Here is a 25,134-nt window from a genome sequence, read left to right as displayed (position 1 = left end):
ACGCCCCCGGTGCGGCGGGGCGGCCCTTGCACGGGGGCACTGGCTTGGGCAGCGCCAGTTTCATGCGATGCGGGTGGCGCGCAGCGCCATGGGCAACTGAATTGCGTTTCGGCCTTGATAACGCCGTAAAGCGAGGGTAAAGGCAGGGTAAATCCCTTTGCCTGCGCGCCGGAGTGCCTTGGCGGATGGCTACCATAGCCACGATTCCATCTGTTGCGTCCACCATGCCGTCCCTCCGTTCCCTGCCTGTGTCTCCGCGGTCCCTCTTGCGCCAACAGGGGCGCGCCCTGTGGTGGGTCGTGCTGCTGGTGCTCATCGCCGCTGCCGTGGGTGGCGGGCTGTGGTGGAAGCAGCGCCAGGCGGCGCCGGCCCAGGCCGATGCGCCTGCGGGGCGCGGCGGCCCGGGCGGTCCCGGGGGCCGGGGGGCGGCACGTTTCAGCGCGGGCGGGCAAACCCAGCCCGTCTCGGTGGGCGTGGTGCGGCGCCAGGACGTGCGGGTGCAGGTCAACGCCATCGGCACCATGAGCGCACGCGCCACGGCTGTCGTGCGCGCCAAGGTCAGCGGCGAGCTGACCAGCCTGCGCTTCAAGGAGGGCGAAGAGGTCAAGGCCGGCCAGTTGCTCGCCGAGATCGACCCCCGCAGTTACCAGGCCTCGCTGGGGCAGGTGCAGGGCAATCTCGCACGCGACCAGGCCCTGCTCAAGAACGCGCAGCTCGACCTCAAGCGCTACCAGGACCTGCTGGCCAAGGACTCCATCGCCAGCCAGCAGGTGGACACCCAGGCTGCGCAGGTGCGACAGCTCGAAGGCACCGTGGCGGCTGACCAGGCCCAGGTGGACGCCGCCAAGCTGCAGCTGAGCTACACCCGCATCACAGCGCCCATCGCCGGGCGCCTGGGCTTGCGCCAGGCCGACCGGGGCAACGTGGTCGGCCCCTCGGACGCCAACGGCATCGTCACCATCAACCTGGTGCGCCCCATCGACGCGGTGTTCTCCGTGCCCGAGGCGCACCTGGCGCAGATCAACCAGCGCCTGTCCCAAGGCGCCGAGCTGCCCGTGGAGCTGTGGGACCGCGAACAGAAGCGCCGCCTGGCGCGTGGCCGCCTGGGCGCACTGGACAACGCCATCGACGCGACCACCGGCACCATCAAGGTCAAGGCCAGCTTTGCCAACGACGACGGCACGCTGTTCCCCAACCAGTTCGTGAACGTGCGCCTGCAGGTCAACCTGCTGGAAAACGCGCTGACCGTGCCCGGCACGGCCATCCAGAACAACTACGTCTACCTGGTGCAGCCCGATGGCACGGTGACGCAGCGGCGCATCCGCGTGGGCGTGGCCGATGGCGACCGCGTGGCGGTCGAAGGGGAACTCAAGGACGGCGACCAGGTGGTGGTCGACGGCATCGACCGCCTGCGCGAAGGCGCCAAGGTGGCCGTGATCGATTCGGGCGCCGCCGCACGCGCCGACGAGGCCGCCCAGGATGGCGGCGCCCGCCGCGCGGCCATGATGCGCAACCTGACCCAGGAAGAGCGCGACAAGCTCGCCAAGATGACGCAGGAGGAGCGCCGCGCCTTCTTGCGCAGCAAGCGCAACCAGCCCGGTGCCGCCGGGCCTGCAGGCGCGGCCAGCAGCACGGTGGGTAGCGAGGCCGCAGCGCCAGCAGCCGCTGCGTCCGCACCAGCAGCCGCTGCGTCGGCCTCTGCCGCGCCTTCGCCTGCGGCATCGCGCCCTGCCGGTGGCCGCAGCGCTGAGGGTTCGCGCGGGGCCACCGAGGGTGCGCCACGCGAAATGCCCCGGGCCAGCACTGGAGCCGGGGCCGAAGGCGGTCCCCGCAGCGAAGGCGGCCCGCGTGCGCAAGGCGATGCCCCCGATGGCGAGCGCCGCCCTGGCATGTCGCCCGAGGTGCGGGCCCTGCTTGAAAAGATGAGCCCCGAGGAGCGCCAGAAGCTGCAGGCCATGGCGCCCGACGAGCGGCGTGCCTTCATCCGCAGCAAGATGCAGGCGGCCGGCATTGCGGCCCCTGGCGCAGCGGCGTCGCGCTGACGCGGCCCCGATCACCCTGAAGCGGGCACCGTCCCCATGAACCTTTCGCGCATCTTCATCCTGCGCCCCATCGCCACCTCGCTGCTGATGGTGGCGCTCTTGATCGCCGGCCTGCTGGCCTACCGGCTGCTGCCCATCTCGGCCCTGCCCGAGGTGGACTACCCCACCATCCAGGTCACCACGCTGTACCCGGGCGCGAGCCCCGACGTGATGACCTCCAACGTCACCGCGCCACTGGAGCGCCAGTTCGGCCAGATGCCGGGCCTCGCGCAGATGTCCTCCACCAGCTCGGGCGGGGCCTCGGTCATCAACCTGCGCTTTGCGCTGGACATGGCCATGGATGTGGCCGAGCAGCAGGTGCAGGCGGCCATCAACGCCGGCAGCAACCTGCTGCCGAACGACCTGCCCATGCCGCCCATCTACAGCAAGGTGAACCCGGCGGACGCACCCATCCTCACGCTGGCCATCACCTCGCCCTCGCTGCCGGTGATCCGCGTCAACGACCTGGTGGAGAACCGCCTGGCGCCCAAGCTCTCGCAGGTCAAGGGCGTGGGCCTGGTGGCCATCGCCGGTGGCCGCCGCCCGGCTGTGCGCATCCAGGTCAATCCGGTGGCGCTGGCGGCGGTGGGCATGACGCTCGAAGACGTGCGCAGCATGATCGCCTCGTCCAACGTCAAGCAGGCCAAGGGCGGCTTCGACGGCCCGGCACGCGCTTCGACCATCGACGCCAATGACCAGTTGCAGTCGGCGGCGGAGTACCAGAACCTGGTGATCGCATTGCGCAATGGTGTGCCGGTGCGCCTGAGCGATGTGGCCGCCACGGTGGACGATGCCGAGAACACCCGGCTGGCCGCCTGGGCCGGCACGCCCGACACGGGTGCACGCGCTGGTGTGATCCTCAACATCCGGCGCCAGCCCGGCGCCAATGTGATCGAGACGGTGGACCGCATCAAGGCCCTGCTGCCCCAGCTGCAGAGCACGCTGCCGGCCTCGCTGGACGTGCAGATCCTCACCGACCGCACGGTCACCATCCGCTCCTCGGTCAAGGACATGCAGGTCGAGCTGGCCCTGGCCATCGGCCTGGTGGTGGCGGTGATCTTCGTGTTTTTGCGCAGCGCCTCGGCCACGCTCATCCCCAGCGTGGCGGTGCCGCTGTCGCTGGTGGGCACCTTCGGCGTGATGTACATGGCGGGGTTCTCGATCAACAACCTCACGCTGATGGCGCTGACCATCTCCACCGGCTTCGTGGTGGACGACGCCATCGTGATGATCGAGAACATCGCGCGCTACGTGGAAGAGGGCGAACACCCGCTGCAGGCCGCGCTCAAGGGCGCCAAGCAGATCGGCTTCACCATCATCTCGCTGACCATTTCGCTGATTGCCGTGCTGATCCCGCTGCTCTTCATGGGCGACGTGGTGGGCCGGCTGTTCCACGAGTTCGCCATCACCATGGCCGTGGCCATTTTGATCTCGGCGGTGGTCTCGCTCACGCTCACGCCCATGCTGTGCGCGCGCCTGTTGCGCCACACGCCGGAAGAAAGCCATGGCCGCCTGTACCAGGCCACCGGCCGCTTCTTCGACCGCACCATCGCCCACTACGGCCGCGCGCTGAACTGGGTGCTGGGCCACCAGGGGCTCACCTGGATCGTGTTCATCGCCACGCTGGCGCTCACGGTGCTGCTGTACATGGTGGTGCCCAAGGGCTTTTTCCCGGTGCAGGACACGGGCACGCTGCAGGCCACGACCGAGGCCGACCAATCCATCTCGTTCGCCGCCATGGCCGAGCGCCAGCAGCAACTGGCCGAGCGCATCCTGCGCGACCCGGCGGTCAAGAGCGTCTCGTCCTTCATCGGCGTGGACGGCGCCAACACCACGCTCAACACCGGCCGCCTGCTGATCGACCTGAAGCCCCATGGCGAGCGCGACAAGGCGTCCACCGTGGTGCGCCGCCTGGCCGACGACACGGCCGACCTGCCCGGCATCCGCCTGTATGCCCAGCCGGTGCAGGACCTGACCATCGAGGACCGCGTGGCGCGCACGCAGTACCAACTCCTGGTCTCCTCGCCCGATTCCACGCAGTTGCAGGCCAGCACCGCCGACCTGGTGCGCCGCATGCGCGGCCTGCCGCAGCTGGCCGACGTGGCCAGCGACCTGCAGAGCCAGGGCCTGCAGGCTTATGTGCAGATCGACCGGGCCCAGGCCAGCCGCCTGGGGGTCACGGTGTCGGGCATCGACACGGCGCTGTACAACGCCTTCGGCCAACGCCTCATCTCCACCATCTTCACGCAGTCCAACCAGTACCGCGTGGTGCTGGAGGTGGCGCCGCAGTTCAAGGTGGGCCCCGAGGCGCTGGCCAACATCTACGTCACCTCCACGGCGGGCAAGCCGGTGGCGCTGTCCACCGTGGCGCGCATCGAGGAGCGGCCCATGGCCCTGGGCGTGAACCACGTGGGCCAGCTGCCCGCGGCCACCATCTCGTTCAACACCGCGCCCGGCGTGGCGCTGGGCGATGCGGTCAAGGCCATCCAGGCCGAGCAGGCCGCCGCCAAGGAAGCGGGGCTACTGCCGCTTTCGGTGGAGACCAGCTTCCAGGGCGCTGCGCTGGCCTTTCAGGCTTCGCTGTCGAACACGCTGTTGCTCATCCTGGCGGCGGTGGTCACCATGTACATCGTGCTCGGCGTGCTTTACGAAAGCACCATCCACCCGATCACCATCCTCTCCACCCTGCCGTCGGCCGGCGTGGGCGCGCTGCTGGCGCTGCTGGTGACGGGGCTCGACGTGGACATCATCGCCATCATCGGCATCGTGCTGCTGATCGGCATCGTCAAGAAGAACGCGATCATGATGATCGACTTCGCGCTGGAGGCCCAGCGCGAGCAGGGCATGGGCGCGCGCGAGGCCATCTACCAGGCCTGCCTGCTGCGCTTTCGCCCCATCCTGATGACCACGCTGGCGGCCCTGCTGGGCGCGCTGCCGCTGATGCTGGGCACGGGCGTGGGCAGCGAGCTGCGGCATCCGCTGGGCGTGACCATGGTGGGCGGCCTCATCGTGAGCCAACTGCTCACGCTGTTCACCACGCCGGTGATCTACCTGACCTTCGAGAATGCGGCCGAGCGCTGGCGCGCACGGCGCGCGGCCAAGGCCGCCGCTGCGGCGGGGGCCAACCATGCGTAAGGCACATGCCGATGGCAGGGGGCGCGCGTGAGCCTGTCCACCCCTTTCATCCACCGGCCCATCGCCACCATGCTGCTCACCATCGGCCTGGCGCTGGCGGGGGCGGTGTCGTACTTCCTGCTGCCCGTGGCACCGCTGCCGCAGGTCGATTACCCCACCATCTCGGTCTCGGCCAGCCTGCCCGGGGCCAGCCCCGACACCATTGCCGCCACGGTGGCCACACCGCTGGAGCGGGCCCTGGGGGCCATCGCGGGCGTCAATGAAATCACCTCGCGCTCCACGCTGGGCAGCACCTCCATCACGCTGCAGTTCGACCTGAGCCGCACGGTGGACAGTGCCGCGCGCGACGTGCAGGCGGCCATCAATGCATCGCGCACGCTGCTGCCCACGGGCATGCCCAGCAACCCCACCTACCGCAAGGTGAACCCGGCCGATTCGCCCATCATGATCCTGGCGCTCACGTCCGAGTCGCTCACGCGCGGGCAGATGTACGACGCGGCCTCCACCGTCATGGCGCAAAAGCTCTCGCAGGTCGAGGGCGTGGGCCAGGCCTCCATCAGCGGCGGTGCGCTGCCCGCCGTGCGCGTGCAGCTCGACCCGCTGCGCCTGGCGGCCAACGGCGTCTCGCTGGAGCAGGTGCGTGCGGCCATTACCAGCACCAATGCCAATCGCCCGCTCGGCTCGGTTGAGCGCGAGGACCACTATTGGCAGGTGACCGCCAACGACCAGGCCCGCGTGGCAGCCGACTACGCCCCCCTGGTGCTGCGCTGGAAGGACGGCAACGCCATCCGCCTGGCCGACGTGGCCCAGGTCACCGACTCGGTGCAGGACGTGCGCAACTTCGGCGTTGCCAATGGCAAGCCGGCCATCCTGCTGCAGGTGTACAAGCAGCCCGGCGCCAACATCCTCGAAGCGGTGGAGCGCGTGCGTGCGCTGCTGCCGGCGCTCAAGGCGTCCATCCCGGCGGCCATCGACATCGAGATCGTCTCCGACCGCACGCCCACGCTGCGCGCCTCGGTCAAGGAGGTGGAGCGTGCCCTGCTGATCGCCGTGGCGCTGGTGATCATGGTGGTGTTCCTGTTCCTGCGCAATGCGCGCGCCACGCTCATCCCCAGCGTGGCGGTGCCGGTGTCGCTGGCGGGCACCTTCGGCATCATGTACCTGGCGGGCTACACGCTCGACAACCTGTCGCTGATGGCGCTCACCGTGGCCACCGGCTTCGTGGTGGACGATGCCATCGTGGTGCTGGAGAACATCATGCGCCACATGGAGCGCGGCAAGACGGCACTGCAGGCTTCGCTCGACGGGGCGCGCGAAATCGGCTTCACCGTGGTGTCCATGAGCATCTCGCTGATCGCGGTGTTCGTGCCCATTTTGTTCATGGGCGGCATCGTGGGCCGGTTCTTTCGCGAGTTCGCCATCGTCATGTCGGCGGCCATCCTGGTGTCGCTGGTGGTCTCGCTGACCACCACGCCCATGATGTGCGCGGTGCTGCTCAAGCAGCACCGTGCGCCCAGGGCGCCCAGCCAGTCCCGCTGGGCGCGCTTTTCGCGCTGGGTCGACCGGCTGCAGGAGCGCGGCCTGCGCGCCTACCGCCGCAGCCTGGCCTGGTGCCTGCGCCACCAGCCCGTGGTGCTGCTGGTGCTGCTGGGCGTGGTGGCCAGCAATGTCTACCTGTACACCGCCATCGACAAGGGCTTCATGCCCGAGCAGGACACGGGCCGCATCTCGGGCTTCATCCGGGCCGACCAGTCCACCTCGTTCCAGGCCATGGAGCAGCGGCTGCAGCGCTTCCTCGCCATCGTGCAGGCCGACCCGGCGGTGGAGCATGTCACCGGCTTCACGGGCGGCTGGCAGCGCAATGCGGCGCAGATGTTCATGTCGCTCAAGCGCGGGCCGGGGCAGGAGAGCTCGGACGCAGTGATCGCGCGGCTGCGCGAGCAGCTCAAGAACGAGCCCGGCGCGCGCCTGTTCATGACCCCCCAGCGCGACATCCGCATCGGCGGGCGGCAAAGCAGCGCCTCGTTCGACTACACGCTGCAGGCCGACGACATCGCCGAGCTGCGCACCTGGGAGCCGCGCATCCGCCAGGCCTTGTCGCAGCTGCCCGAGCTGGAGGACGTGAACAGCGACGTGCAGGACTACGGCCTGCAGACCACGCTGGTGATCGACCGCGACGCCGCCACGCGCATGGGCCTGTCGGTGGCCACCATCGACGCCACGCTCAACGACGCCTTCGGCCAGCGCCAGGTGGGCGTGATCTACAACCCGCTCAACCAGTACCGCGTGGTGATGGAGGCCGCGCCCCAGTACCTGCAGGACCCCGAGACGCTGCGCAGCTTCTTCTTCGTGAACAACCTGGGCCAGCAGATTCCGCTCACGGCCTTTGCGCGCATCACGCAGACCAACACGCCGCTGTCGGTCAGCCACGACCGGGGCACGCCGGCCAGCACGGTGAGCTTCAGCCTGGCGCCGGGCATCTCGCTGTCGCAGGCCACCGACGCGGTGCACAACGCGGTGTCCGAGCTGGGCGTGCCCGTGGGCATACGCGGCATCTTCGGCGGCACGGCCGGGGCCTTCCAGGATGCGCTGGCCGGACAGCCGCTGCTGATCCTGGCGGCCATCATCACCATCTACCTGGTGCTGGGCATCCTGTACGAGAACCTGGTGCACCCGCTCACCATCCTCTCCACCCTGCCATCGGCCGGCGTGGGTGCGCTGCTGGCGCTGATGCTGTTCAAGACCGAGTTCTCGCTGATAGCGCTGATCGGGGTGATCCTGCTCATCGGCATCGTCAAGAAGAACGCGATCATGATGATCGACTTCGCGCTGGTGCGCCAGCGCGGCGGCCACGTGAGCGCCGCCCAGGCCATCTACCGCGCCTGCAACCTGCGCCTGCGCCCCATCCTCATGACCACCATGGCAGCCATTTTTGGCGCGCTGCCCCTGGCCCTGGGCCGGGCCGATGGCGCCGAGCTGCGCCAGCCCCTGGGCATCGCCATCGTGGGCGGGCTGCTGTTCAGCCAGGTGCTCACGCTCTACACCACGCCCGTGGTCTACGTGGCGCTGGACCGCCTGCGCGCACGCGTGCTGCGCACGGCGCGCCGCTGGCGCAGACAGCGCCCAGCGCCGGTCCCCGCCGTGGCGCTTCAAGGAAACGATTGATGCTTTCGACCCCTTCTTCCCCGTTCCCTGCACGGCTGGCGCTCTCGCTGGCCGTTCTGGCCCTGCTCGGTGCCTGCGCCAGCCAGCAGGCCTACGAGCGCCCGGCCATGGAGATACCTCCGGCCTACAAGGAAAGCAGCGCCGCCGCCCAGGGCCTGTGGCAGCCGGCCCAGCCCGGTGGTGACCAGACCGTGCCCGCCGCATGGTGGTCGCTGTATGGCGATGCCACGCTGGATGTGCTGCAGCAGCAGGCTGCCGCTGGCAACCAGAACATTGCGCTGAGCGTGGCGCGCCTGCGTGCCGCCCAGGCGGCCGTGGCCAGCAGCAGCGCCAGCCTGCTGCCCAGCCTGGGCGCCAGCGCCAGCAGTTCGCGCTCGCGCAGCGGCAGCACGCTGCAGGCCGACGGCAGCAGCAATGCGCGCATCAGCACCAGCCATTCGCTGGGCCTGAATGCGAGCTGGGAACTCGACCTCTGGGGCCGCATCTCGGGCACGGTGGATGCCGCCCGCGCCAGCGCCCAGGCCAGCGCCGACGACCTGGCCGCCATGCGCCTGTCGGTGCAGGCCACGGTGGCACAGACCTATTTCTCGCTGCGTGCCGCCGAGGCCCAGGCCCGCTTGCTGCGCGAGACCCTCGATGCCTATGACCGCAGCTGGGAGCTCACGCGCAACCGCCAGGCGGCCGGCGTGGCATCGCTGGCCGACGTGGCCCAGGCCGAGGCGCAGTACAAGAACACCCAGGTGCAACTGCTCGAATCCGAGACCAGCCGCAGCCAGCTCGAACATGCGCTGGCCGCGCTGGTGGGCCAGGCGCCCGCCGCCTTCAGCCTGCCGGCCACGGCCGAGCTGCCAGCCCCGCCGCCCGTGCCCGCGCAACTGCCCTCGCAACTGCTGGAGCGCCGCCCCGACATCGCCGCCGCCGAGCGCCGCGTGGCCGCCGCCAATGCCCAGATCGGCGTGGCGCGCGCGGCCTTCTTCCCGGCGCTCACGCTGTCGGGCTCGGCCGGGTACCGGGGCTCGGAGCTGTCCAACCTGCTGAGTGCGCCCAACCTGTTCTGGTCCCTCGGCCCCGCGCTGGCCGTGTCGCTGTTCGATGGCGGTGCGCGCACTGCCGCCGTGGAATCGGCCCGCGCCAGCAACGACCAGGCCGCTGCGAGTTACCGCCAGGCGGTGCTCACGGCGCTGCAGGAGGTGGAGGACAACCTCACGGCTGCCGCCGCCCTGGCGCAGGAGCAGCAACTGCAGACCGAGGCCCTGGCCGCCGCCCAGCGCGCCCTCGATGTGGTGAACAACCAGTACCGCGCGGGCACCGTGGGCTTCCTCAACGTGATCACGGCGCAGGCCAGTGTGCTCTCGTCGCAGCGCAGCCTGATCGACGTGAAGAACCGCCGCCTGGCAGCTGTGAACATGCTGCTCAAGAACGTGGCGGGCAACTGGGAGCCGCTGGCGCGTTGAGGGGGCCGCCTGCGGTCAGGTCAACCCGCATGGTCCGTGGACGCGAACACCCTCCAGCCCTGGTCGCTGTGCAGCAGGTTGTAGGACTCGCGCCAGCCACTGACCACGCTGCCATCGGAGCGCAAGAGTTCCCAGGAGACGGTCGCCAGCACGCTGAGTGCACCCATGGACACCACCTCCAGATCGCGGTACCGGCACGACCGGCAGCCTTCTCCATGGTACGTGGTGAGTACGGACTGGAAGTAGCCGGCAATCTCCTGCCCGCTGTGGAAGGACCGCAGCGCCCCCTGGGCATCCAGTGAGATGCAGGGCTCGGCATAGCGCTGGGCCACGAGGAAACCGTCGAACGTGGCGAAGGCCACCACGAAGTCATCGAAAAATTGCCGGATCTGGTGATGCAGGTCAGTGGTGGCGGGCATGCGACGTCTTCCTGTTGTGCGATGGGTGTCCGGCGGCAAACGGGCCGGACGGGTGGGCCGGGCTCATTCTGCAGCCCCGCCACGCGACTGCGCGCCTTCGGCCAGCAGCCATTCGCGGAACGCCGCAAACGCCGGCAGGTCCAGCCGGTCGGGCCGGTAGCACAGGTAGTGGCCCTGGTCCACGCGAATGGCGCTGCCGCAGGGGGCGAGCAGCGAGCCCTCGGCAAACTCCTTTTGCACCAGCAGGGCCGGCACCAGCCCGATGCCCAGGCCGTTGAGCGCGGCCTGGATCAGGGCCGAATACTGGGCGAAGCGCGGGCCCGCGAGGGTCTGCACCTCGGGCACGCCATGCTGCGCGGCCCATTGTCGCCAGGCCGTGGGCGCGCCCTCGTGGTGCAGCAGGGTGTGGCCCAGGATGTCCGCAGGCTGGGCGATGCGGTGGCGCCCCGCGACCAGGCTGCGCGCCACGATGAGCACGAACTCGCGCCCTGCGATGTATTCGGACACCACGCCCGGCCAGCCGTCGGGGCCGTAGCGGATGGCGGCGTCCACACCGGCCGGTATGCCGTCGCTGGGCTCCAGGTGGCGGCTGAAGCTGAGCATCACGTGGCGGCTTTTCTGGCTGAAGTCCGGCAGGCGCGGGATCAGCCACTTGGTGAGGAAGGTGGGTACGCTGGCCAGCGTGAGCAGGCCTGCACCTGCATCGCCCGAGCGGGCCTCGAAGGTGGCGGCCTCGATGGCGCGCAGGCCGCCCGAGATCTTCTGCCAGTACACCCGCCCTTGCGGTGTGAGCTCCACCCCGCGGCCGTTCTTCTGCAGCAGTTGGCGGCCCAGAAAGGCTTCCAGCCCTGCCACCTGCTTGCTCACGGCGCTGGCCGTGATGCACAGTGCGCCCGAGGCCAGGGTGATGCTCTGGTGCCGGGCCACGGCGTCGAAGGCCAGCAGTTCCTGGATGGTCGGGCAGTCGCGTTTCATATCCGGGTTTGGTGAAAGCTGTGTGAAAAACGTTTTCCAATTGCTCAGCTGTCCTCATCCAGGTTTCACCCATCATGGGGTGGTCTCTCCCTAGAATTTGGCCAGTGCTGCGGCATGCCTTGTGGCGGACAGTAGCGCATCCGGAAAGTATGCCGGTGATTCTGACATTGGAGACAACAACGTGGTCCGCGGCATTTCCCTCATCTACGGCCTGTACCTGCTGCTGCCCATCGCGCTGCTCATGCTCGGCAGCGTGGGCGGCAACTGGACCAACACGCTGCTGCCCACGGGCACCACGGGCCAGTGGTACCTCGACCTCTGGCAGGACACCTCGTTCCGCAAGGCCTTCGTGAGCAGCCTGGTGGTGGCCATGGCGGCCTGCGCCATCAACACCGTGCTGGCGCTGCCCCTGGCCTATGCCCTGTACCACGGCGCGCGCCGCAGCGGCGGCATGGCGGCGCGCATCGTGAGCGCCATGCCGGTGGCCGTGCCGGCCATCACCCTGGCTTTTGGCTACATGGTGGTGTTCAACACCGATCTTGCGCCCTGGCTAGGCTCCATGCCGCTGCTCATCGCGGCGCACGCCATTCTCACGCTGCCCTACCTCACCAACACGCTGCTGACCGATCTGCGCCACCTGGACCTTGGCCGGCTCGAACAGGCCGCAGCCACGCTGGGCGCCTCGGGCTGGCAGCAGTTCACCGGCATCGTGCTGCCCAGCCTGCGCCAGAGCCTGCTCAGCGGCCTGGTGATGGTGGCCGCCATCTCGGTCGGCGAGTTCGGCGTGTCCAACCTGCTCACCAGCTTTCAGAACCGCACCTACCCCGTCGTGCTGCTGCAGGCGTTCTATGGCGCCACGGGCTTTGCCTGTGCCGCCACGGTGATCCTGCTGGGTCTGGCGGGTGCATCGGCCCTGCTGTCCTCATCCCTCGTCAAAGCCCGCCCATGAGCCTCGTCCTCGACAACGTCAGCTACCACTATCCCGGCAGCACGCACGGCCTGCACGAGGTCTCCCTGGATGTGCGCACCGGCGAACTGGTGGCGGTGATCGGGCCCAGCGGCTCGGGCAAATCCACGCTGCTCCAGCTGGTGTCGGGGCTCACCACCGGCCACACGGGCCACATCGCCTTCGATGGCAAGGACATGTCGCGCACACCGGTGCACGAGCGCCGCATGGGCATGGTGTTCCAGAGCTATGCCCTGTTCCCGCACCTGTCGGTGCTCGACAACGTGGCCTACGGCCTCAAGCTGCGCAAGGTGGGCGTGGCCGAGCGCCACCGGCGCGCGCAGGAACTGCTCGACATCGTGGGCCTGGGCAGCTACGCGCAGCGCAGCGTTGCCCAGCTCTCGGGCGGGCAGCAGCAGCGGGTGGCATTGGCGCGGGCGCTGGCCATCGACCCGCTGGCCCTGCTGCTGGACGAGCCGCTGTCGGCGCTCGACGCCAGTGTGCGTGGCCACCTGCGCGACGAGATCCGCGCCATCCAGCAGCGCTTTGGCGCCACCACGCTGCTGGTCACGCACGACCAGGAAGAGGCGCTGGTCATGGCCGACCGCGTGGCCATGCTCAAGGACGGCCGGCTGCTGCAGATCGCCACCCCGCGCCAGATCTACGAGCAGCCCGCCAGCCGCGCGGTGGCCGAGTTCGTTGGCCTATCCACCATCCTGTCTGCCAAAGTGGCATCGCCCGGGCGGCTCGATCTGGGGTTTGCCGAACTGGCGGCCGACACGGGCACCCGCGCTGCGGGCGCCGAGGTGCATGTGCTGGTGCGGCCCGAGCATATCGAGCCCGACCCGCCGCCGGGTAGCGTGAACCGCCTGGCCGGGCGCACTGGTGCACAGCGCTACCTGGGCGCGCTCACGCGCTACGACTTCGAGGTGCCCGGTGCGGCCAAGCCTTTCCTGGCCGAGTCCCCCGTGCCTGCGGTTCAAGCCATCGCCATCGCGCCCGAGCACATCCGCCTTCTTGACGACTGAGTTTCTTCCCTCACCCAACCCATCCCACCGAGGAGCCACCATGCAACGCAGACAACTGATCCAGGCCGCCGGCGCATTGCCAGTACTGTCATTCGCAACGCTTGCCGCCCGCACCGCCTTCGCCTTCGACGGCCCCGAGCTCTATGCGGGCGAGAAGGCCCTGTACGCCGAGGCGCAGAAGGAAGGGCTGTGCGTCTCGTTCGACACGGGCCCCGAGTGGGCCAACTGGAAGTCGCTGTTCCGCGACTTCAAGAAGCGCTACCCCGAGATCGAGCTGACCTACAACGACATCGGTTCCGCCGCCACCGTGGTGGCGCTGGAGAAGACCCGCCGCCGCCCGCAGGCCGACACCGCCTACTACTTCGCAGCGTCGGCCGTGGACGCGGCGAAGAAGGACGTGGTCGCCCCCTTCAAGCCCGTCAACTTCGACAAGCTGCCCCCCGTGTTCCGCGAGGCCGAGGGCCGCTGGTTCACCATCCACACGCTCAACATCGCCTTCCTGGTGAACAAGAAGCTGGTGAAGAACGTGCCCACCGGCTGGGCCGACCTGCTCAAGCCCGAGTTCAAGAGCACCGTGGTCTACCTGGATCCGCGCTCCACCGGCATCGGCCAGGTGCTGACCTTTGCCGCAGCCTACGCCAACGGCGGCAGCGTGGACAACGTGCAGCCCGGCACCGACTACCTGGGCAAACTGCATGCCGCCGGCAATGTGCTGCGCGTGGAGGGCACCACGCCCTATGCCAAGTTCCTCAAGGGCGAAATCCCCGTCTGGATCAGCTACGAGAACGACGGCCTCAAGGCCAAGCATGTGGACGGCATGGGCGATGCGGTCGAGGTGGTGATCCCCAAGGAGGCCAGCGTGGCCGCGCCCTATGCCATCAGCCTGGTGAAGAACGGGCCCAACCCGAATGCCGGCAAGCTCTGGCTCAACTTCATCATGAGCGAGGCCGGGCAGACGCTGTTCGCGCAGGGCTTCGTGCGCCCTGCCGTGCCCGGCACGCCGCTGTCTGCCGACGTGGCCGCCAAGATGCCAGCCGCTCCGCAGATTCGCCCGCTCGACGTGGTCAAGGCCTCCGAGCGCAAGGCCGAGGTGGACCGCCTGTGGGCCCAGGCCGCGCTGGGCAACAAGTAGGCTCGCCGGCATGCGACGCTTCGGTGCCTGGCCCGCATGGGCCTTCATGGCGCTCTTTTTCGCGGTGCCGCTGGCGGCCTTGCTGCCCGAGGCGTTTGGCGATGGCGGCAGCGCCTTTGCGCGCCTGTTCGGCAACCCGCTGTTCCTCGGTGCGCTGCGCAACACGCTGGCGCTGGGGCTGGCGGCGGGCGCGGTGTCGGCGCTGGTGGGCGCCTGCATCGCCATCGAGCTGGCACGCCAGAGCCCGTCGCGGCGCCAGTGGATGATGACCCTGCTGGGCCTGCCGCTGGCCTTCTCGGGGCTGGTGATTGCCTACGGCTTCATCCTGGCCTTCGGGCGCGCGGGCTTCGTCACGCAGTTGCTGGCGGGGCTGGGCGGTGACCCGGCCGTGATCGGCAGCTGGATCTACAGCGTCTCGGGCCTGGGCGTGGCCTATGCCTACTACCTGATCCCGCGCGTGGCGCTGTCGCTGTACCCGGTGTTCGCCAACCTCGACCTGCGCCCGGCACAGGCCGCGCGCACGCTGGGTGCATCACGCGCGCGGGCTTTCTGGGACACGGTGGTGCCCGAGGTGCTGCCCTCGGTGCTGTCCAATGCCTGCATGGTGGCCGCAATCGCCATGGGCACCTATGGCACGGCGCTGGCGCTGGTGGGCACGCAGCTCAACATCCTGCCGCTGATGCTGCTGGCACAGGTCAGCGATGGTGGGTCGGATTTCGCGGTGGCAGCGGCCTTGTCGCTGGTGCTGATGGTCGTGAGTGTGGTGGTGATGGGAGTGGGTGATGTCTTTACGCGAAGGCGCGAGCGCAATGCAGGCCATTGAAACCTGGCCGGCGCCGGTGGTGCAGGCGCTGCAGCACCTGGCCCTGAAGCAGAAGGGGCCGGGGCGCCACCGCCAGCCGGTGGCCGTGATCGGGCCCGGCGATGCCGACGAGGCCGAGTGCGCAGCCGCCTACGCCGTGGCGCATGCGCTGGCAGGCGCGGGCATGGCAGTGATCTGCGGCGGGCGCGGTGGTGTCATGGCCGCCGCATCGCGCGGGGCGACCGAGGCCGGGGGAATTGCCGTGGGCATCCTGCCCGAAGACGATGACTCCCAGGCCAACGAGTGGCTGAGCGTGGCGGTGCCCACCGGCATGGGGGAGATGCGCAATGCCATCATCGCGCGCGCCGGAGTCTGCCTGGTGGCCATCGGCAGCAACATGGGCACCCTGTCCGAGATGGCCATGGGCCTCAAGTGGGGTAAGCCGGTTTTCGTGCTGTACGGTGGCGTGGAGTTGCCGGGGGCCGTGCCGGCCAGCGGGGTGGACGACCTGCTGGACAAGGTGCTTGAAAGCCTGTTGGGATAAAGTCGCGCGGCGTTCAACTTACGGGGGCGGCGCGCTCAGTCGTCGGCTTCCAGCACCACACCCAGCGCATCCTGCAGCGCCCATAGCGTGTCGTCGCTCAGCGCAGCCACGAAGACCCGCATGCCATCGCTCCACTCCACCAGGCAGGCCGCATGCCCTGGCTGGACGTAGGCGCGCATTTCGTTGACGGTGCCCACATGGTGCCACCGGCCCTGCAGCGCGTGCTCGGTGTCGGGCCCGGCCAGCCCCGAGGCGGCATGCGGCAGCGCCTCGCCGAACGTGCACTGCCAGACCAGCATGGTGGCGATGAATTCCGAGCAACTCTCGCACACGCGGTACCACTCGGTGGCATCGCCCGTGGTGGTGATCCATACCGGCGGGTCGTCGCCCGCCGCGGGGCTGCAGTCCGCGCCGTAGCGCACCACGTCCTGGTTCTCTTCGAGGAAGACGAGTTTGCCGTCCTGCACGCTCCAGTCGGCCGGCGGCAGGAACTGGTCGTACACCATGGTGAAGTCGCGCGCGTTGCCGGCAAGAAGGTAGAACTCGCGCAGCGCGCGTGGTGCGGCGAGGTCCAGGGCCTGTTCGGCCTTGGTGATGGCATGCGGGTCCACCGCATCCGTGGGCCTGAGCGCGCGGCCCAGCATCTGGAACAGATCGGGGTAGGGTAGGTGCGGCATGGGGTCGGCGGTACTCATGTCGAAGGCGCCATATTGCCAGACCCGCGCGCCAGGCCGCGTGCCACGCGCTCGGTGGCGGCCTGCAGCAGGTCGCGCAGGCTCTCTGGCTCCAGCACCTCGAACTCCACGTCCAGCGCCAGCAGCCAGTGCACCAGCGTGCTTTGTTGGTGGGCGCCGCAGGCCAGCACGCAACGCTCGGTGTCCAGCACTTCGAGCACACCGGCCGATGGTGGTATGCGCCGCGCCATGGTGGCGTGCGGCTGGTGCAGGATGATGCGCGCCTGCTGCGGGTACTGCGTCAGCGCCACCGAGCGTGAGACGTATGCGCGCAGATCTCCCCCGTCCGGGCCGGCGCGGGGGGCGAAGTGACCCCCCGCCACCGCATCGCCGGCCATGCGGTCGATGCGAAAGGTGCGCCAGTCGCTGCGCGCTGGGTCCCAGGCCACCAGGTACCAGCGCTGGCCGCTGTGCACCAGGCCCTGCGGCTCCACGCTGCGCTGGCTGGCCTGGCCCTTGGCGTCCAGGTAGGCGAAGTCCACGCGCAGCTGGTCGCGGCAGGCCGTGGCCAGCACCGAGAGCGCCGCGGCGTGCACGGTCGGGCCTACATGCTCGGTGGGCAGGATGGCCGAGCGCAGCGCATCGATGCGCTTGCGCAGGCGCGCGGGCATGACCTGTTCGAGCTTGACCATGGCGCGCAGCGAGCTTTCCTCCACCCCGCCCACGGTGCCGGCCGTGGCCAGGCGCAGGGCAATCGCCACGGCCAGGGCCTCCTCGTCGTCGAGCAGCAGCGGCGGCAATGCCTGGCCGGCGCGAAAGGCATAGCCACCGGCCACGCCGCTGCTGGCGTGGATGGGGTAGCCCAGTTCGCGCAGCCGGTCGATGTCGCGGCGCAGCGTGCGCGGGTGGATCTCCAGGCGCTCGGCCAGTTCGGCACCGGCCCAGTGGCTGCGGGTCTGCAGCAGGGAGAGCACGCGCAGCAGGCGGGAAGACGAGGACAGCATGGAAATGAATGTACGTCGAATCGAGGGCGGAATCTGTCCGCAATGCATCCTACATTGCATCCACGTTCCCGGCGCAGTGCCGAAACGGATTGAACCCTCAACAACCACGTCAAGGAGCCTCCCATGTCCATCGTCCTCTACTGGCACCCCATGTCCAGCGCCACCCCCATCGCCAGCGCACTGGTCGAACTGGGCATTCCCCACGAGCGCGTCACACTGGACCTGCAGGCCGGCGACCAGCGCAAGCCCGAATTCCTGGCACTCAACCCCAATGGCAAGGTGCCCACCATGGTGGTGGACGGCAACCCCATGTTCGAGACCCTGGCCATCCATTTCTGGCTGGCCGGGCAGTATGGTGTGGAGCGCGGCCTGTGGCCGAAGGAGGGCACACCCGAGCGCATGCAGGCCCTGTCCTGGGCCACCTGGGCCTATGTGACCTACGGCACCCTGCTGGTGCGCCTGCATGTGGCCACGCAGGGCGATGCGGCATTGCGCAGCGAGGTGCATGCGGCCGCAGCGCGCAGCGGCCTGGACCAGTTGCTCGCCCTGCTCGATGCCCGCCTGGCCGCACAGCCCTGGATGCTGGGCGCCGACTATTCGCTGGTGGACCTGATCGTGGGCTCCGTCCTCGGCTACAGCGTCTACGTCGGTGCACCGGTGGCAGCGCACACGCACGTGCAGGCATGGCTTACCCGCGTGCAGGCGCGTCCCTCCATGCAGCTCAAGGCCGACTGAACAACTGCCCTAAAGAAGCAGGAAGGCTGCCGCCGCAACGGCGGTTGGCAGCAGCGCCCCCACCAGCAGCCCGCCCGCGCCGATGCTCCCGTCCTCGAACCCGCCCTTGAGCAGGGCCACGCCGGCCGGGTTGGGGGCATTGGCAATCACGGTGAGGCCACCGCCTGCCACGGCACCCGCCACCAGCATGTATTTGGCCGGGTCGGACATGCCTTCGATCAGCGATCCCAGGTAGGTCAGGGCCGCGTTGTCGGTGATGGCCGTGAGCCCCAGTGCGCCCGCAAACAGGGCCAGGGGCTGCAGGCCCGAGACGATGGGCTGCAGCCACCACTGCTGCATGCCGCCCAGCACCACCAGCCCGGCGAGAAAGAAGCCCACGAGCAGGGCTTCCTTGATGATGAGCGGGCTCTGGTGCTTGTCGTAGGCCTGGGTGTAGCCCAGGAACATCAGGAACAGCGCCAGGAACACGACGGGGTGGTGGGCGAACAGCACCACCCCGGCCAGCAGGGCCAGGTGCACGGCCACCACGGCCATGGGGACCGCTGGCACGCGGCTCGCGGTGGCGTCCGGGGCCGGCAGCAGGTGCCGGCGTAGCAGGGCGGCGCAGACAGTGGCGTTGACCAGCACGGCGATGGCGGCCTTCCAGCCGAAGGTGGCCAGCATGAAGGCGCTGTCCCATTGCCAGGTGGCAGCCACCATCAGCACCGGTGGTGCGGCGTACGAGGTGAGCGTGCCGCCGATGGACACGTTGACGAAGAGCACGCCCAGCGCGAAGTACTTCACGCGCTCGGGCACGGCCGGGCGAAAGATCTGCGGTGCCAGCATCAGCGCGGCGATGGTCATGGCCGCCGGCTCGGTGATCAGAGAACCCAGCAGCGGCACGGCCGCCAGCCCCAGCCAGGCGGTGGCCAGCGGCGTGGGCAGGGGCATGCGCCGTGCCACGGCGTCAATCGCTGCGATCACGGTGCGCAGCACCGGGCTGGAGGCCGCGATCACCATCACCACGAAGACGAACAGGGGCTCGGTGTAGTTGCGCGACTCGGCATAGGCGAGTGCTTCGGTACCGCCCGAGATCAGGGCCATGGCGACCACGAGCACGATGGCCCAGAAGCCGAAGACCACCTCCACCTCGCCCAGCAGGTGGAGCAGGCCGGCATGGCGGGGGTAGCGGTGGGACAGCCGATCGAACAGGCGCGCGGCAAAGGTGTGGATCAGGGCAATGCCGAAGAGGGCCGCCGCAATCCAGTGGATGGCGTGGGGTTGCATGGGTTTCCAGTCGCAGTGAAGCCGCGTGGCGGCCCGACCGACGCATGAACCTGTCACGCCCTTGTGGCGTGTACACCCGGCCCTGATTTTACCAGACCTCGCATGAGCGCTGTCTGGTGCGGACTTTACATGGCCTTGAACAGGTGCGCGTACAGCCGGCTCACGGCCAGCCTCTCGGGCCGGCCCGAGAGGGCCAGGTGCAGCTTGCCGGCCTCGTCGCGCGTCACCGTGGTGATGGCGCTGGCGCGCACCAGGGTGCTGCGGTGGATTTGCCAGAACACCTGGGTGTCCAGTTGCTCCGTAAGCTCCTTGAGTGGCGTGCGGATCAGGAACTCGCGCTCGGCCGTGAGCACGCGCACGTACTTGTCGGCGGCCTCGAAGTACAGCACCTCGGCCACCGGCACCATGTGGATCTGGCTGCCGCTGCTGGCCTGGATCAGCGTGAGGGGTGTTGTGGGGTTCCCTGCCGCAGGGGCAGGTGCGGCGGAGGCTATCCCGGGCGCGGCCAGCAGGTGGCGCAATTGGGCCATGGTGGTTTCGAGCGCGATGGTGGCGGGCGCCTTGGCGGCAAGGGCCTGCTGCAGCTTCTGCACCGTCTTTTGCAGGCGCGCCGCCTGCACGGGCTTGAGCAGATAGTCCATCGCCTGGGCCTCGAAGGCCTGCACGGCGTACTGGTCGTAGGCCGTCACGAACACCAGGGCCGGAAAGGGCATGTCCGCCGGCCAGGCATCGGCCAGCTCCACGGCCGCGTCCAGCCCGCTCTGGCCCGGCATGCGGATGTCGAAGAACAGCACCTCGGGCTGCAGCACCAGCGCCTGGCGCACGGCCGAGAGGCCATCGCCCACGGTGGCGGCGATCTGCAGCGCGGGCCAGGCGCGGGCCAGCTCCTGCTGCAGGGCCATGGCCAGCAGGGGTTCGTCTTCGGCGATCAGGGCGCGCACGGGGGGGGTGTTCATGCCGGGCTCGTAGTCAAGGGAAAGGTGATGGTGGCGCTGGTACCCCGGGGCGCATGGGCGGCCAGCTCGAACTTCCCGGCCTCGCCATGCAGCGTGGCCAGGCGCTCGCGCACCTGGGTCAGTCCGAAACTGGTGCCTGGTGCCGTAGGCGCGATGGGGGGCGCAGCGTTCAGCCCGGCACCGGTATCGCTCACCTGCAGCACCAGCAGCATCCTGCCCTTGGGGCCGGCCTGTGTGCGCGCCTGCACGGTGATATGGCCGCCTTCCACCTGGGGCTCCAGCCCGTGGCGGATGGCGTTTTCCACCAGCGGCTGCAGCAGCAGCGGGGGGACGGGCACCTCGCGCAGGGCCTCGGGCAGGTCCAGCGTGTAGGCCAGGCGCGGGCCCATGCGCACGGCCATGAGTTCCAGGTAGTCGGCCAGGCGCTGGAACTCGTCGGCCAGCGGGTGCTGGGTGCTGCGCGATGCGCTCAGCGTGGCGCGCAGGTAGGCAATCATGCGGTCCAGCATGTCCTGTGCGCGCACCGGGTCGGTGCCGATCAGCATGCGCAGGTTGGCCAGGGTGTTGAACAGCATGTGGGGTTCGAGCTGTGTCTCCAGCAGCTTGAGCTGGGCCTCGGTGGCCTGGCTGTGCACCTCGGTCATGCGCGCCTGCATCCAGGCGCTCTTGCCGTTCACGTAGAAGTAGTAGCAGATGACGGTCCCCGCCACCACGGTGATGCCGATGGAGATGCGCAACTGCGCGCGCCCCGCACTGTCCCAGGAGGAGACACCGCACCACCAGTCCGCCAGCAGGGTGCCGCCCAGGTAGCCAAGCACGATACCCACCAGGGGCAGTGCAAAGCCGGCAATGCCCTTGGGCCAGCCGTACTCCTCGCTGGAGGCGAACAGGTGGCGGCCGAAGTCGACCAGCGCCCAGGTCAGCGTACCAATGGCCAGCGAGTAGGTGGCAGGTATGTAGTAGGGCTTGTCGGGCCGGAAGGCGTACTGGATACCGGAGACCGCCAGGCAGAAGGCCAGGGTCTGCAGCAGGCGCTGCAGCTTGTCGAGCCAGTCGATCTTCATGGCGGAATCGTTCACGCCATCTCAGCGGCCGTCGCGCTGGCGCAGCAGGCGCTCGCGCTCTTTCTGCACCATGCGCTCGCGCAGGCCGCTGCCGGTGCCCAGAATGAACACCGAGACACCGTGCAGCGCCAGGCCCAGCCCCCAGCCCAGCAGCGGGTACACCGACCAGGGGCGGTTGCCGAAGCCGTAGCGCGACATGGAGAACACGATCAGGTTGACCACCACGTACAGGACGGCATGCATGTACCAGCCGAGCTTGGCGCCTGCGCGTTTGCGGGCGAGTTTCTCGATGGCTTCGGGGGTCAGGGGTGCGGTCATGGATGGGGTGATTCTAGGCTGCAGCGTGGCACGCTACGGGGCCTTGGCTTGCACGGGTGCCGGCACCTGCAGGTGCTGCTCGAAGTAGCGCACGATCTTCGTGTCCACCGCGCGCATCTGGCCACGGTCGAAGCCGGGCGGGTCGCCCAGCAGGCGGACGGCGAGGTCGGACATTTGGGCAAGCGCAGGCTGGGGCGAGAGCAGGGCGCCGTGGCTGGCGTCGGGCAGGGCGGCCAGCACGGTGCAGTGCCCGGCGCAGGCCTCGGTCACCCGGTCGCTGTGAAAGCGCGGCACCAGCCACAGGTCCTTGCCCGCAGTGATCAGCGCCAGCGGTACCCGGGGCCTGGCCAGCGATGCCATGTCGAAGTCTGCCGCGAGCGGCACGCCGGCCACGATGGCGGCGATGCGCGGCTCGTCGTGTGTGTACCAGGTAGCGTCTTCATAGCGCTGGCGGATCACGCCCAGCGCCACGGTCTTCTTCACCCCGTCGAGGAAATTGCCCTTGAGCTCGGTGAGCAGGCCCACGCAGGTGGCAAAGTCGTCGGCGATGTTCGCCTCGCAGTGCTGCCTGTACCGGGCCGGGGACCAGCGCCCGCCTGCCAGGCTCAGCGCCGTGTGGCCGCCGGCGGACATGCCGTACATGCCCACCTTGTCGAGCGAGAGCAGGGGCGCCAGTGCTAGGTCCTTCGCTATGGCGTCGATGGCGCGCGAAACCTCGGCGGGGCGCTTCTTCCAGCTGTCGGGCCCGGGCTTGGACGGGTCCTTGGCGTTGTCACCCGCATGTTCGGGCATGGCCACCACAAAGCCTGCGGCCACCAGCGAGCGCGCGAGGTCTGAATAGACCCAGGGGTTGCCCCCCGAGCCGTGCGAGACCACGACCAGCCGGCCATTGCCTGCGACTGGCGCGCCCTGCCAGGCGAGCTGCAGGTGGAACGGGCCGCGCTGCAGGGGCTGGTCGGCGGCACTGCTGGGGTAGTACACGGTGACCGGGCCATCGCCCTGCAGTCCGGTGATCTCCTTGAGGCCGACCCCTGCCTGGGCCAGGCTGGCGGTCAGGGTGAGCAGGCCTGCCCATGCCAGGCGGGTGTATTGGTGCATGGTGTGTCTCCTGGGCCCGATTTTCAGGGACGGTTGTTGTTCTGGACGATGCGATCGCGCTCGGATTGCACCATGCGTTCGTGCCAGTTCGAACCACCGGCCAGGAAGAGCACAGCCATGCCGTGCACCAGCAGGCCGATGCCCCAGCCGGCGAGTGGGAACACCGCCCAGTGCCGTCCGCTGGACAGCGACAGCGATACCAGCAGCAGGTTGACCAGCACATACACGGTGGCATGGATCAACCAGCCGAACTTGGCGCCGGCACGCCTGCGGGCCAGGTTTTCGATGGGGTCGTTGGACAAGGGGTAGCGGCGGGACATGGGGGATCTCCTTGGAGGGGGGCTGAAGTGCGAATCAGGCGGCAGCGTGGTCGGACGCGGTGGTCACCGCCCGGGGCGCCCTGGCCAGGCACCACAGGCGGGCCGAGCGGGCGATGAACAGGCCGTTGAACACGCCGTAGAGTGCGGCGATCTCCAGGTCGAAGGTGGCGTCGTGCGCCAGAGCGGGCTGCATGGCCATTTCGATGCCGACCAGGTACTTGGTCAAAAAGATGCCCAGGATCAGCAGCAGGGGCAGCGGGCTGCCGGGCAGGTGAAAGCTGCGCGAGGCGGCCAGGTAGCGGGTGCCGGTCGGAGGGGTGGGCCACAGCGCCAGGGTGAGGGTGGCCACGACGGCGGCAGCAGCCATCCAGGCGGCCAGGGCGCCCAGCACCTGGCCGGAGCTGCCGAAGGCCGACACCAGTCCGTAGACCGAGAACAGGGTCATGGCCACGGGCATCACGGCCACGCGGGTCAGGCTGGCGGTGCGGGCCACGAGCTGGCTGCCGCCCAGGGCGAGGAGCCCGGCGAGCAGGCCCCAGACCCAGGTGGGGGTCTTCTGCAGCACGGTGCCAAGCGCTTCGGGATGGTGTATGAGAAGGTCGATGATCATGGTGAGATGCTCCTGTGATGGGTAAAAATTTCGTATCGATGGGAGGGAGGGGCGTTCAGGCGAGGCCGACCTGGCTCCAGAGCCACTGGCCGAGCAGGCGGTTGGGCAGCAGGGTGAAAGCACCGGCCACGAGGCCCGAGCCGATGTAGGTGCCCTGCATGATCCGGCGGTGCGCCGTCACGTTGCCGCGCACGAGGAAGTGGAACGACAGGGCGATCAGGCCCAGGGTGATGGGGATCAGCAGGTGGATCAGGCCGAAGCCGCCCAGGCGCGGGCCCTTGTCGCCGCTGATGAACACGGCCGACAGGGCGACCGCCGCCATCAGCGTGACCCAGGCGTAGCCGGCTGCGCGGTGCAGGCGCGGGCGCTGGGTACGGGTGCGACGGGCCCACACGGCCAGGGGCCCGATGGCCAGGGCGGCCAGCGCGGCGGCCATGTGGATGGCGATGACGGGGGTGATCTGCATGGTGGGCTCCTGGGGTCAGGTTTGAGCGATGGGCGTACTGTGCCGATCCCCTTGCGCGGCGACCACCGGCCTGCGATGAAATGCACGGGTGAGGGAGCGAAATGCCGCGGACCGGAGCAAAGTGCAGGTGTTTTGGCGCCGGCCGGGGACGGTCGGCAGGGATAATCGGCAGCTTTGCCGGCCCTGTGGGCCAAAAGGACGCACGCGTGGACCTCGTTTTGCTGGCCAAGGCCGCCCTGATGGGCGTGGTCGAAGGCCTGACCGAATTTCTCCCCATCTCCTCCACCGGCCACCTGATCCTTGCAGGCTCCCTGCTGGGCTTCGACGATGCCAAGGCCAAGGTCTTTGACATCGCCATCCAGACCGGCGCCATCTTCGCGGTCATCCTGGTCTACTGGCAGAAGATCCGTTCCACCCTGGTGGCGCTGCCCCGCGAGCGCAGCGCGCAGCGCCTGGTGCTCAACGTGCTCATCGGCTTTTTACCGGCGGTGGTGCTGGGCCTGCTGCTGGGCAAGGCCATCAAGGCGCACCTGTTCATCCCGGTGGTGGTGGCCAGCACCTTCATCCTGGGGGGCTTCGTCATTCTCTGGGCCGAAAAGCGCCCGCCGGGGGCCACCCGCATCCACGAGGTGGACGACATGGGCCCGCTCGATGCCCTCAAGGTGGGCCTGGTGCAGTGCATGGCCATGGTGCCGGGCACCAGCCGCAGCGGCGCCACCATCATCGGCGGCATGCTGCTCGGGCTGTCGCGCAAGGCGGCCACCGATTTCTCGTTCTTCCTGGCCATGCCCACGCTGATCGGCGCCGGTGTGTACAGCCTGTACAAGGAGCGTGCGCTGTTATCGGTGGCCGACATCCCGATGTTCGCCGTCGGGTTGGTGTTCTCGTTCTTCAGTGCCTGGCTGTGCGTGCGCTGGCTGCTGCGCTACATCAGTAGCCACA

23 protein-coding genes are annotated in these 25,134 nt (G+C 69.0%); 11 read left to right on the top strand and 12 right to left on the bottom strand.

Annotated features, from left to right (window positions below):
* The first annotated feature begins 224 nt into the window (after window positions 1-224).
* From ASE31_RS08530 to ASE31_RS08515, 4 genes are read left to right on the top strand one after another with little or no spacing between them, the layout of a single operon-like run.
* Window positions 225-2,042 (top strand): MdtA/MuxA family multidrug efflux RND transporter periplasmic adaptor subunit, encoded by a 1,818-nt coding sequence (locus ASE31_RS08530; protein WP_057201226.1) that lies wholly within the window; start codon window positions 225-227, stop codon window positions 2,040-2,042.
* A 36-nt stretch (window positions 2,043-2,078) separates the two neighbouring features.
* Window positions 2,079-5,216, top strand: a complete 3,138-nt coding sequence (locus tag ASE31_RS08525; protein ID WP_057201225.1) for an MdtB/MuxB family multidrug efflux RND transporter permease subunit — start codon at window positions 2,079-2,081, stop codon at window positions 5,214-5,216.
* Window positions 5,217-5,243: 27 nt separating this feature from the next.
* Entirely contained in the window at window positions 5,244-8,381 is a 3,138-nt protein-coding gene (locus ASE31_RS08520; protein ID WP_057201224.1) for an efflux RND transporter permease subunit, read from the top strand.
* Complete coding sequence (locus tag ASE31_RS08515) at window positions 8,381-9,835, top strand: efflux transporter outer membrane subunit (RefSeq protein ID WP_057201223.1); 1,455 nt, start codon at window positions 8,381-8,383, stop codon at window positions 9,833-9,835. Before ASE31_RS08520 ends, ASE31_RS08515 begins: the two co-directional genes overlap by 1 nt.
* A gap of 20 nt (window positions 9,836-9,855) precedes the next feature.
* On the opposite strand, the gene ASE31_RS08510 is transcribed toward ASE31_RS08515, so the two are convergent.
* Window positions 9,856-10,254 (bottom strand): hypothetical protein, encoded by a 399-nt coding sequence (locus ASE31_RS08510; protein ID WP_057201222.1) that lies wholly within the window; start codon window positions 10,252-10,254, stop codon window positions 9,856-9,858.
* Window positions 10,255-10,317: 63 nt separating this feature from the next.
* Window positions 10,318-11,229, bottom strand: coding sequence for a LysR substrate-binding domain-containing protein (locus ASE31_RS08505; protein WP_057201221.1), 912 nt, complete (start codon window positions 11,227-11,229; stop codon window positions 10,318-10,320).
* A 181-nt stretch (window positions 11,230-11,410) separates the two neighbouring features.
* Between ASE31_RS08505 and ASE31_RS08500 the strand changes: the two genes are divergently transcribed.
* Genes ASE31_RS08500 through ASE31_RS08480 form a run of 5 tightly spaced genes read left to right on the top strand, consistent with a single transcriptional unit; the run spans window position 11,411 to window position 15,681 of the window.
* Entirely contained in the window at window positions 11,411-12,178 is a 768-nt protein-coding gene (locus ASE31_RS08500) for an ABC transporter permease (RefSeq protein ID WP_057201220.1), read from the top strand.
* Entirely contained in the window at window positions 12,175-13,203 is a 1,029-nt protein-coding gene (locus ASE31_RS08495; RefSeq protein WP_057201219.1) for an ABC transporter ATP-binding protein, read from the top strand. Before ASE31_RS08500 ends, ASE31_RS08495 begins: the two co-directional genes overlap by 4 nt.
* 40 nt (window positions 13,204-13,243) lie before the next feature.
* Entirely contained in the window at window positions 13,244-14,335 is a 1,092-nt protein-coding gene (locus ASE31_RS08490; protein ID WP_057201218.1) for an extracellular solute-binding protein, read from the top strand.
* 10 nt (window positions 14,336-14,345) lie between these two features.
* Entirely contained in the window at window positions 14,346-15,158 is an 813-nt protein-coding gene (locus ASE31_RS08485) for an ABC transporter permease (RefSeq protein WP_057201217.1), read from the top strand.
* Window positions 15,145-15,681, top strand: a complete 537-nt coding sequence (locus ASE31_RS08480) for a TIGR00725 family protein (protein ID WP_235514357.1) — start codon at window positions 15,145-15,147, stop codon at window positions 15,679-15,681. Before ASE31_RS08485 ends, ASE31_RS08480 begins: the two co-directional genes overlap by 14 nt.
* A gap of 35 nt (window positions 15,682-15,716) precedes the next feature.
* On the opposite strand, the gene ASE31_RS08475 is transcribed toward ASE31_RS08480, so the two are convergent.
* Together ASE31_RS08475 and ASE31_RS08470 are read right to left on the bottom strand one after the other, a co-directional pair.
* Window positions 15,717-16,376, bottom strand: a complete 660-nt coding sequence (locus tag ASE31_RS08475) for an SMI1/KNR4 family protein (RefSeq protein ID WP_057201215.1) — start codon at window positions 16,374-16,376, stop codon at window positions 15,717-15,719.
* The gene (locus ASE31_RS08470; RefSeq protein WP_057201214.1) at window positions 16,373-17,359 is read right to left on the bottom strand and encodes a YafY family protein; all 987 of its coding nucleotides are present in this window, start codon (window positions 17,357-17,359) and stop codon (window positions 16,373-16,375) included. The genes ASE31_RS08475 and ASE31_RS08470 overlap by 4 nt, the downstream gene beginning before the upstream one ends.
* A 123-nt stretch (window positions 17,360-17,482) precedes the next feature.
* Between ASE31_RS08470 and ASE31_RS08465 the strand changes: the two genes are divergently transcribed.
* Window positions 17,483-18,094, top strand: coding sequence for a glutathione S-transferase family protein (locus ASE31_RS08465; protein ID WP_057201213.1), 612 nt, complete (start codon window positions 17,483-17,485; stop codon window positions 18,092-18,094).
* A gap of 9 nt (window positions 18,095-18,103) precedes the next feature.
* On the opposite strand, the gene ASE31_RS08460 is transcribed toward ASE31_RS08465, so the two are convergent.
* From ASE31_RS08460 to ASE31_RS08425, 8 genes are all read right to left on the bottom strand, one after another.
* Window positions 18,104-19,360: a putative Na+/H+ antiporter gene (locus ASE31_RS08460; protein ID WP_057201212.1), complete on the bottom strand. Its 1,257-nt coding sequence runs from the start codon at window positions 19,358-19,360 to the stop codon at window positions 18,104-18,106.
* Between the two features lie 125 nt (window positions 19,361-19,485).
* Window positions 19,486-20,316 (bottom strand): LytTR family DNA-binding domain-containing protein, encoded by an 831-nt coding sequence (locus ASE31_RS08455; RefSeq protein WP_057201211.1) that lies wholly within the window; start codon window positions 20,314-20,316, stop codon window positions 19,486-19,488.
* The gene (locus tag ASE31_RS08450; RefSeq protein WP_057201210.1) at window positions 20,313-21,380 is read right to left on the bottom strand and encodes a sensor histidine kinase; all 1,068 of its coding nucleotides are present in this window, start codon (window positions 21,378-21,380) and stop codon (window positions 20,313-20,315) included. Before ASE31_RS08450 ends, ASE31_RS08455 begins: the two co-directional genes overlap by 4 nt.
* A gap of 21 nt (window positions 21,381-21,401) precedes the next feature.
* Window positions 21,402-21,698 carry a 2TM domain-containing protein gene (locus tag ASE31_RS08445; RefSeq protein ID WP_157412414.1) on the bottom strand — a complete coding sequence of 99 codons (297 nt, stop codon included), beginning with the start codon at window positions 21,696-21,698 and terminating at the stop codon, window positions 21,402-21,404.
* Window positions 21,699-21,731: 33 nt separating this feature from the next.
* Window positions 21,732-22,796, bottom strand: a complete 1,065-nt coding sequence (locus ASE31_RS08440; protein WP_057201208.1) for a dienelactone hydrolase — start codon at window positions 22,794-22,796, stop codon at window positions 21,732-21,734.
* Window positions 22,797-22,819: 23 nt separating this feature from the next.
* Window positions 22,820-23,116, bottom strand: a complete 297-nt coding sequence (locus ASE31_RS08435; protein ID WP_057201207.1) for a 2TM domain-containing protein — start codon at window positions 23,114-23,116, stop codon at window positions 22,820-22,822.
* 34 nt (window positions 23,117-23,150) lie between these two features.
* A complete protein-coding gene (locus ASE31_RS08430) occupies window positions 23,151-23,726 on the bottom strand; it encodes a DUF6622 family protein (RefSeq protein ID WP_057201206.1) in 576 nt (191 codons plus the stop codon).
* Between the two features lie 55 nt (window positions 23,727-23,781).
* On the bottom strand, window positions 23,782-24,192 hold the full coding sequence (locus ASE31_RS08425) for a DUF2306 domain-containing protein (protein ID WP_057201205.1): 411 nt from the start codon (window positions 24,190-24,192) through the stop codon (window positions 23,782-23,784).
* Window positions 24,193-24,398: 206 nt separating this feature from the next.
* On the opposite strand from ASE31_RS08425, the gene ASE31_RS08420 reads away from it, so the two are divergent.
* Window positions 24,399-25,134, top strand: a 736-nt coding sequence (locus ASE31_RS08420; RefSeq protein WP_057201204.1) for an undecaprenyl-diphosphate phosphatase, incomplete at its 3' end; no start/stop codon positions are given.

It is taken from the genome of Acidovorax sp. Root217, assembly GCF_001428645.1.
Lineage (GTDB): Bacteria > Pseudomonadota > Gammaproteobacteria > Burkholderiales > Burkholderiaceae_C > Acidovorax.
This window is presented reverse-complemented; position numbering and strand designations above follow the sequence as displayed.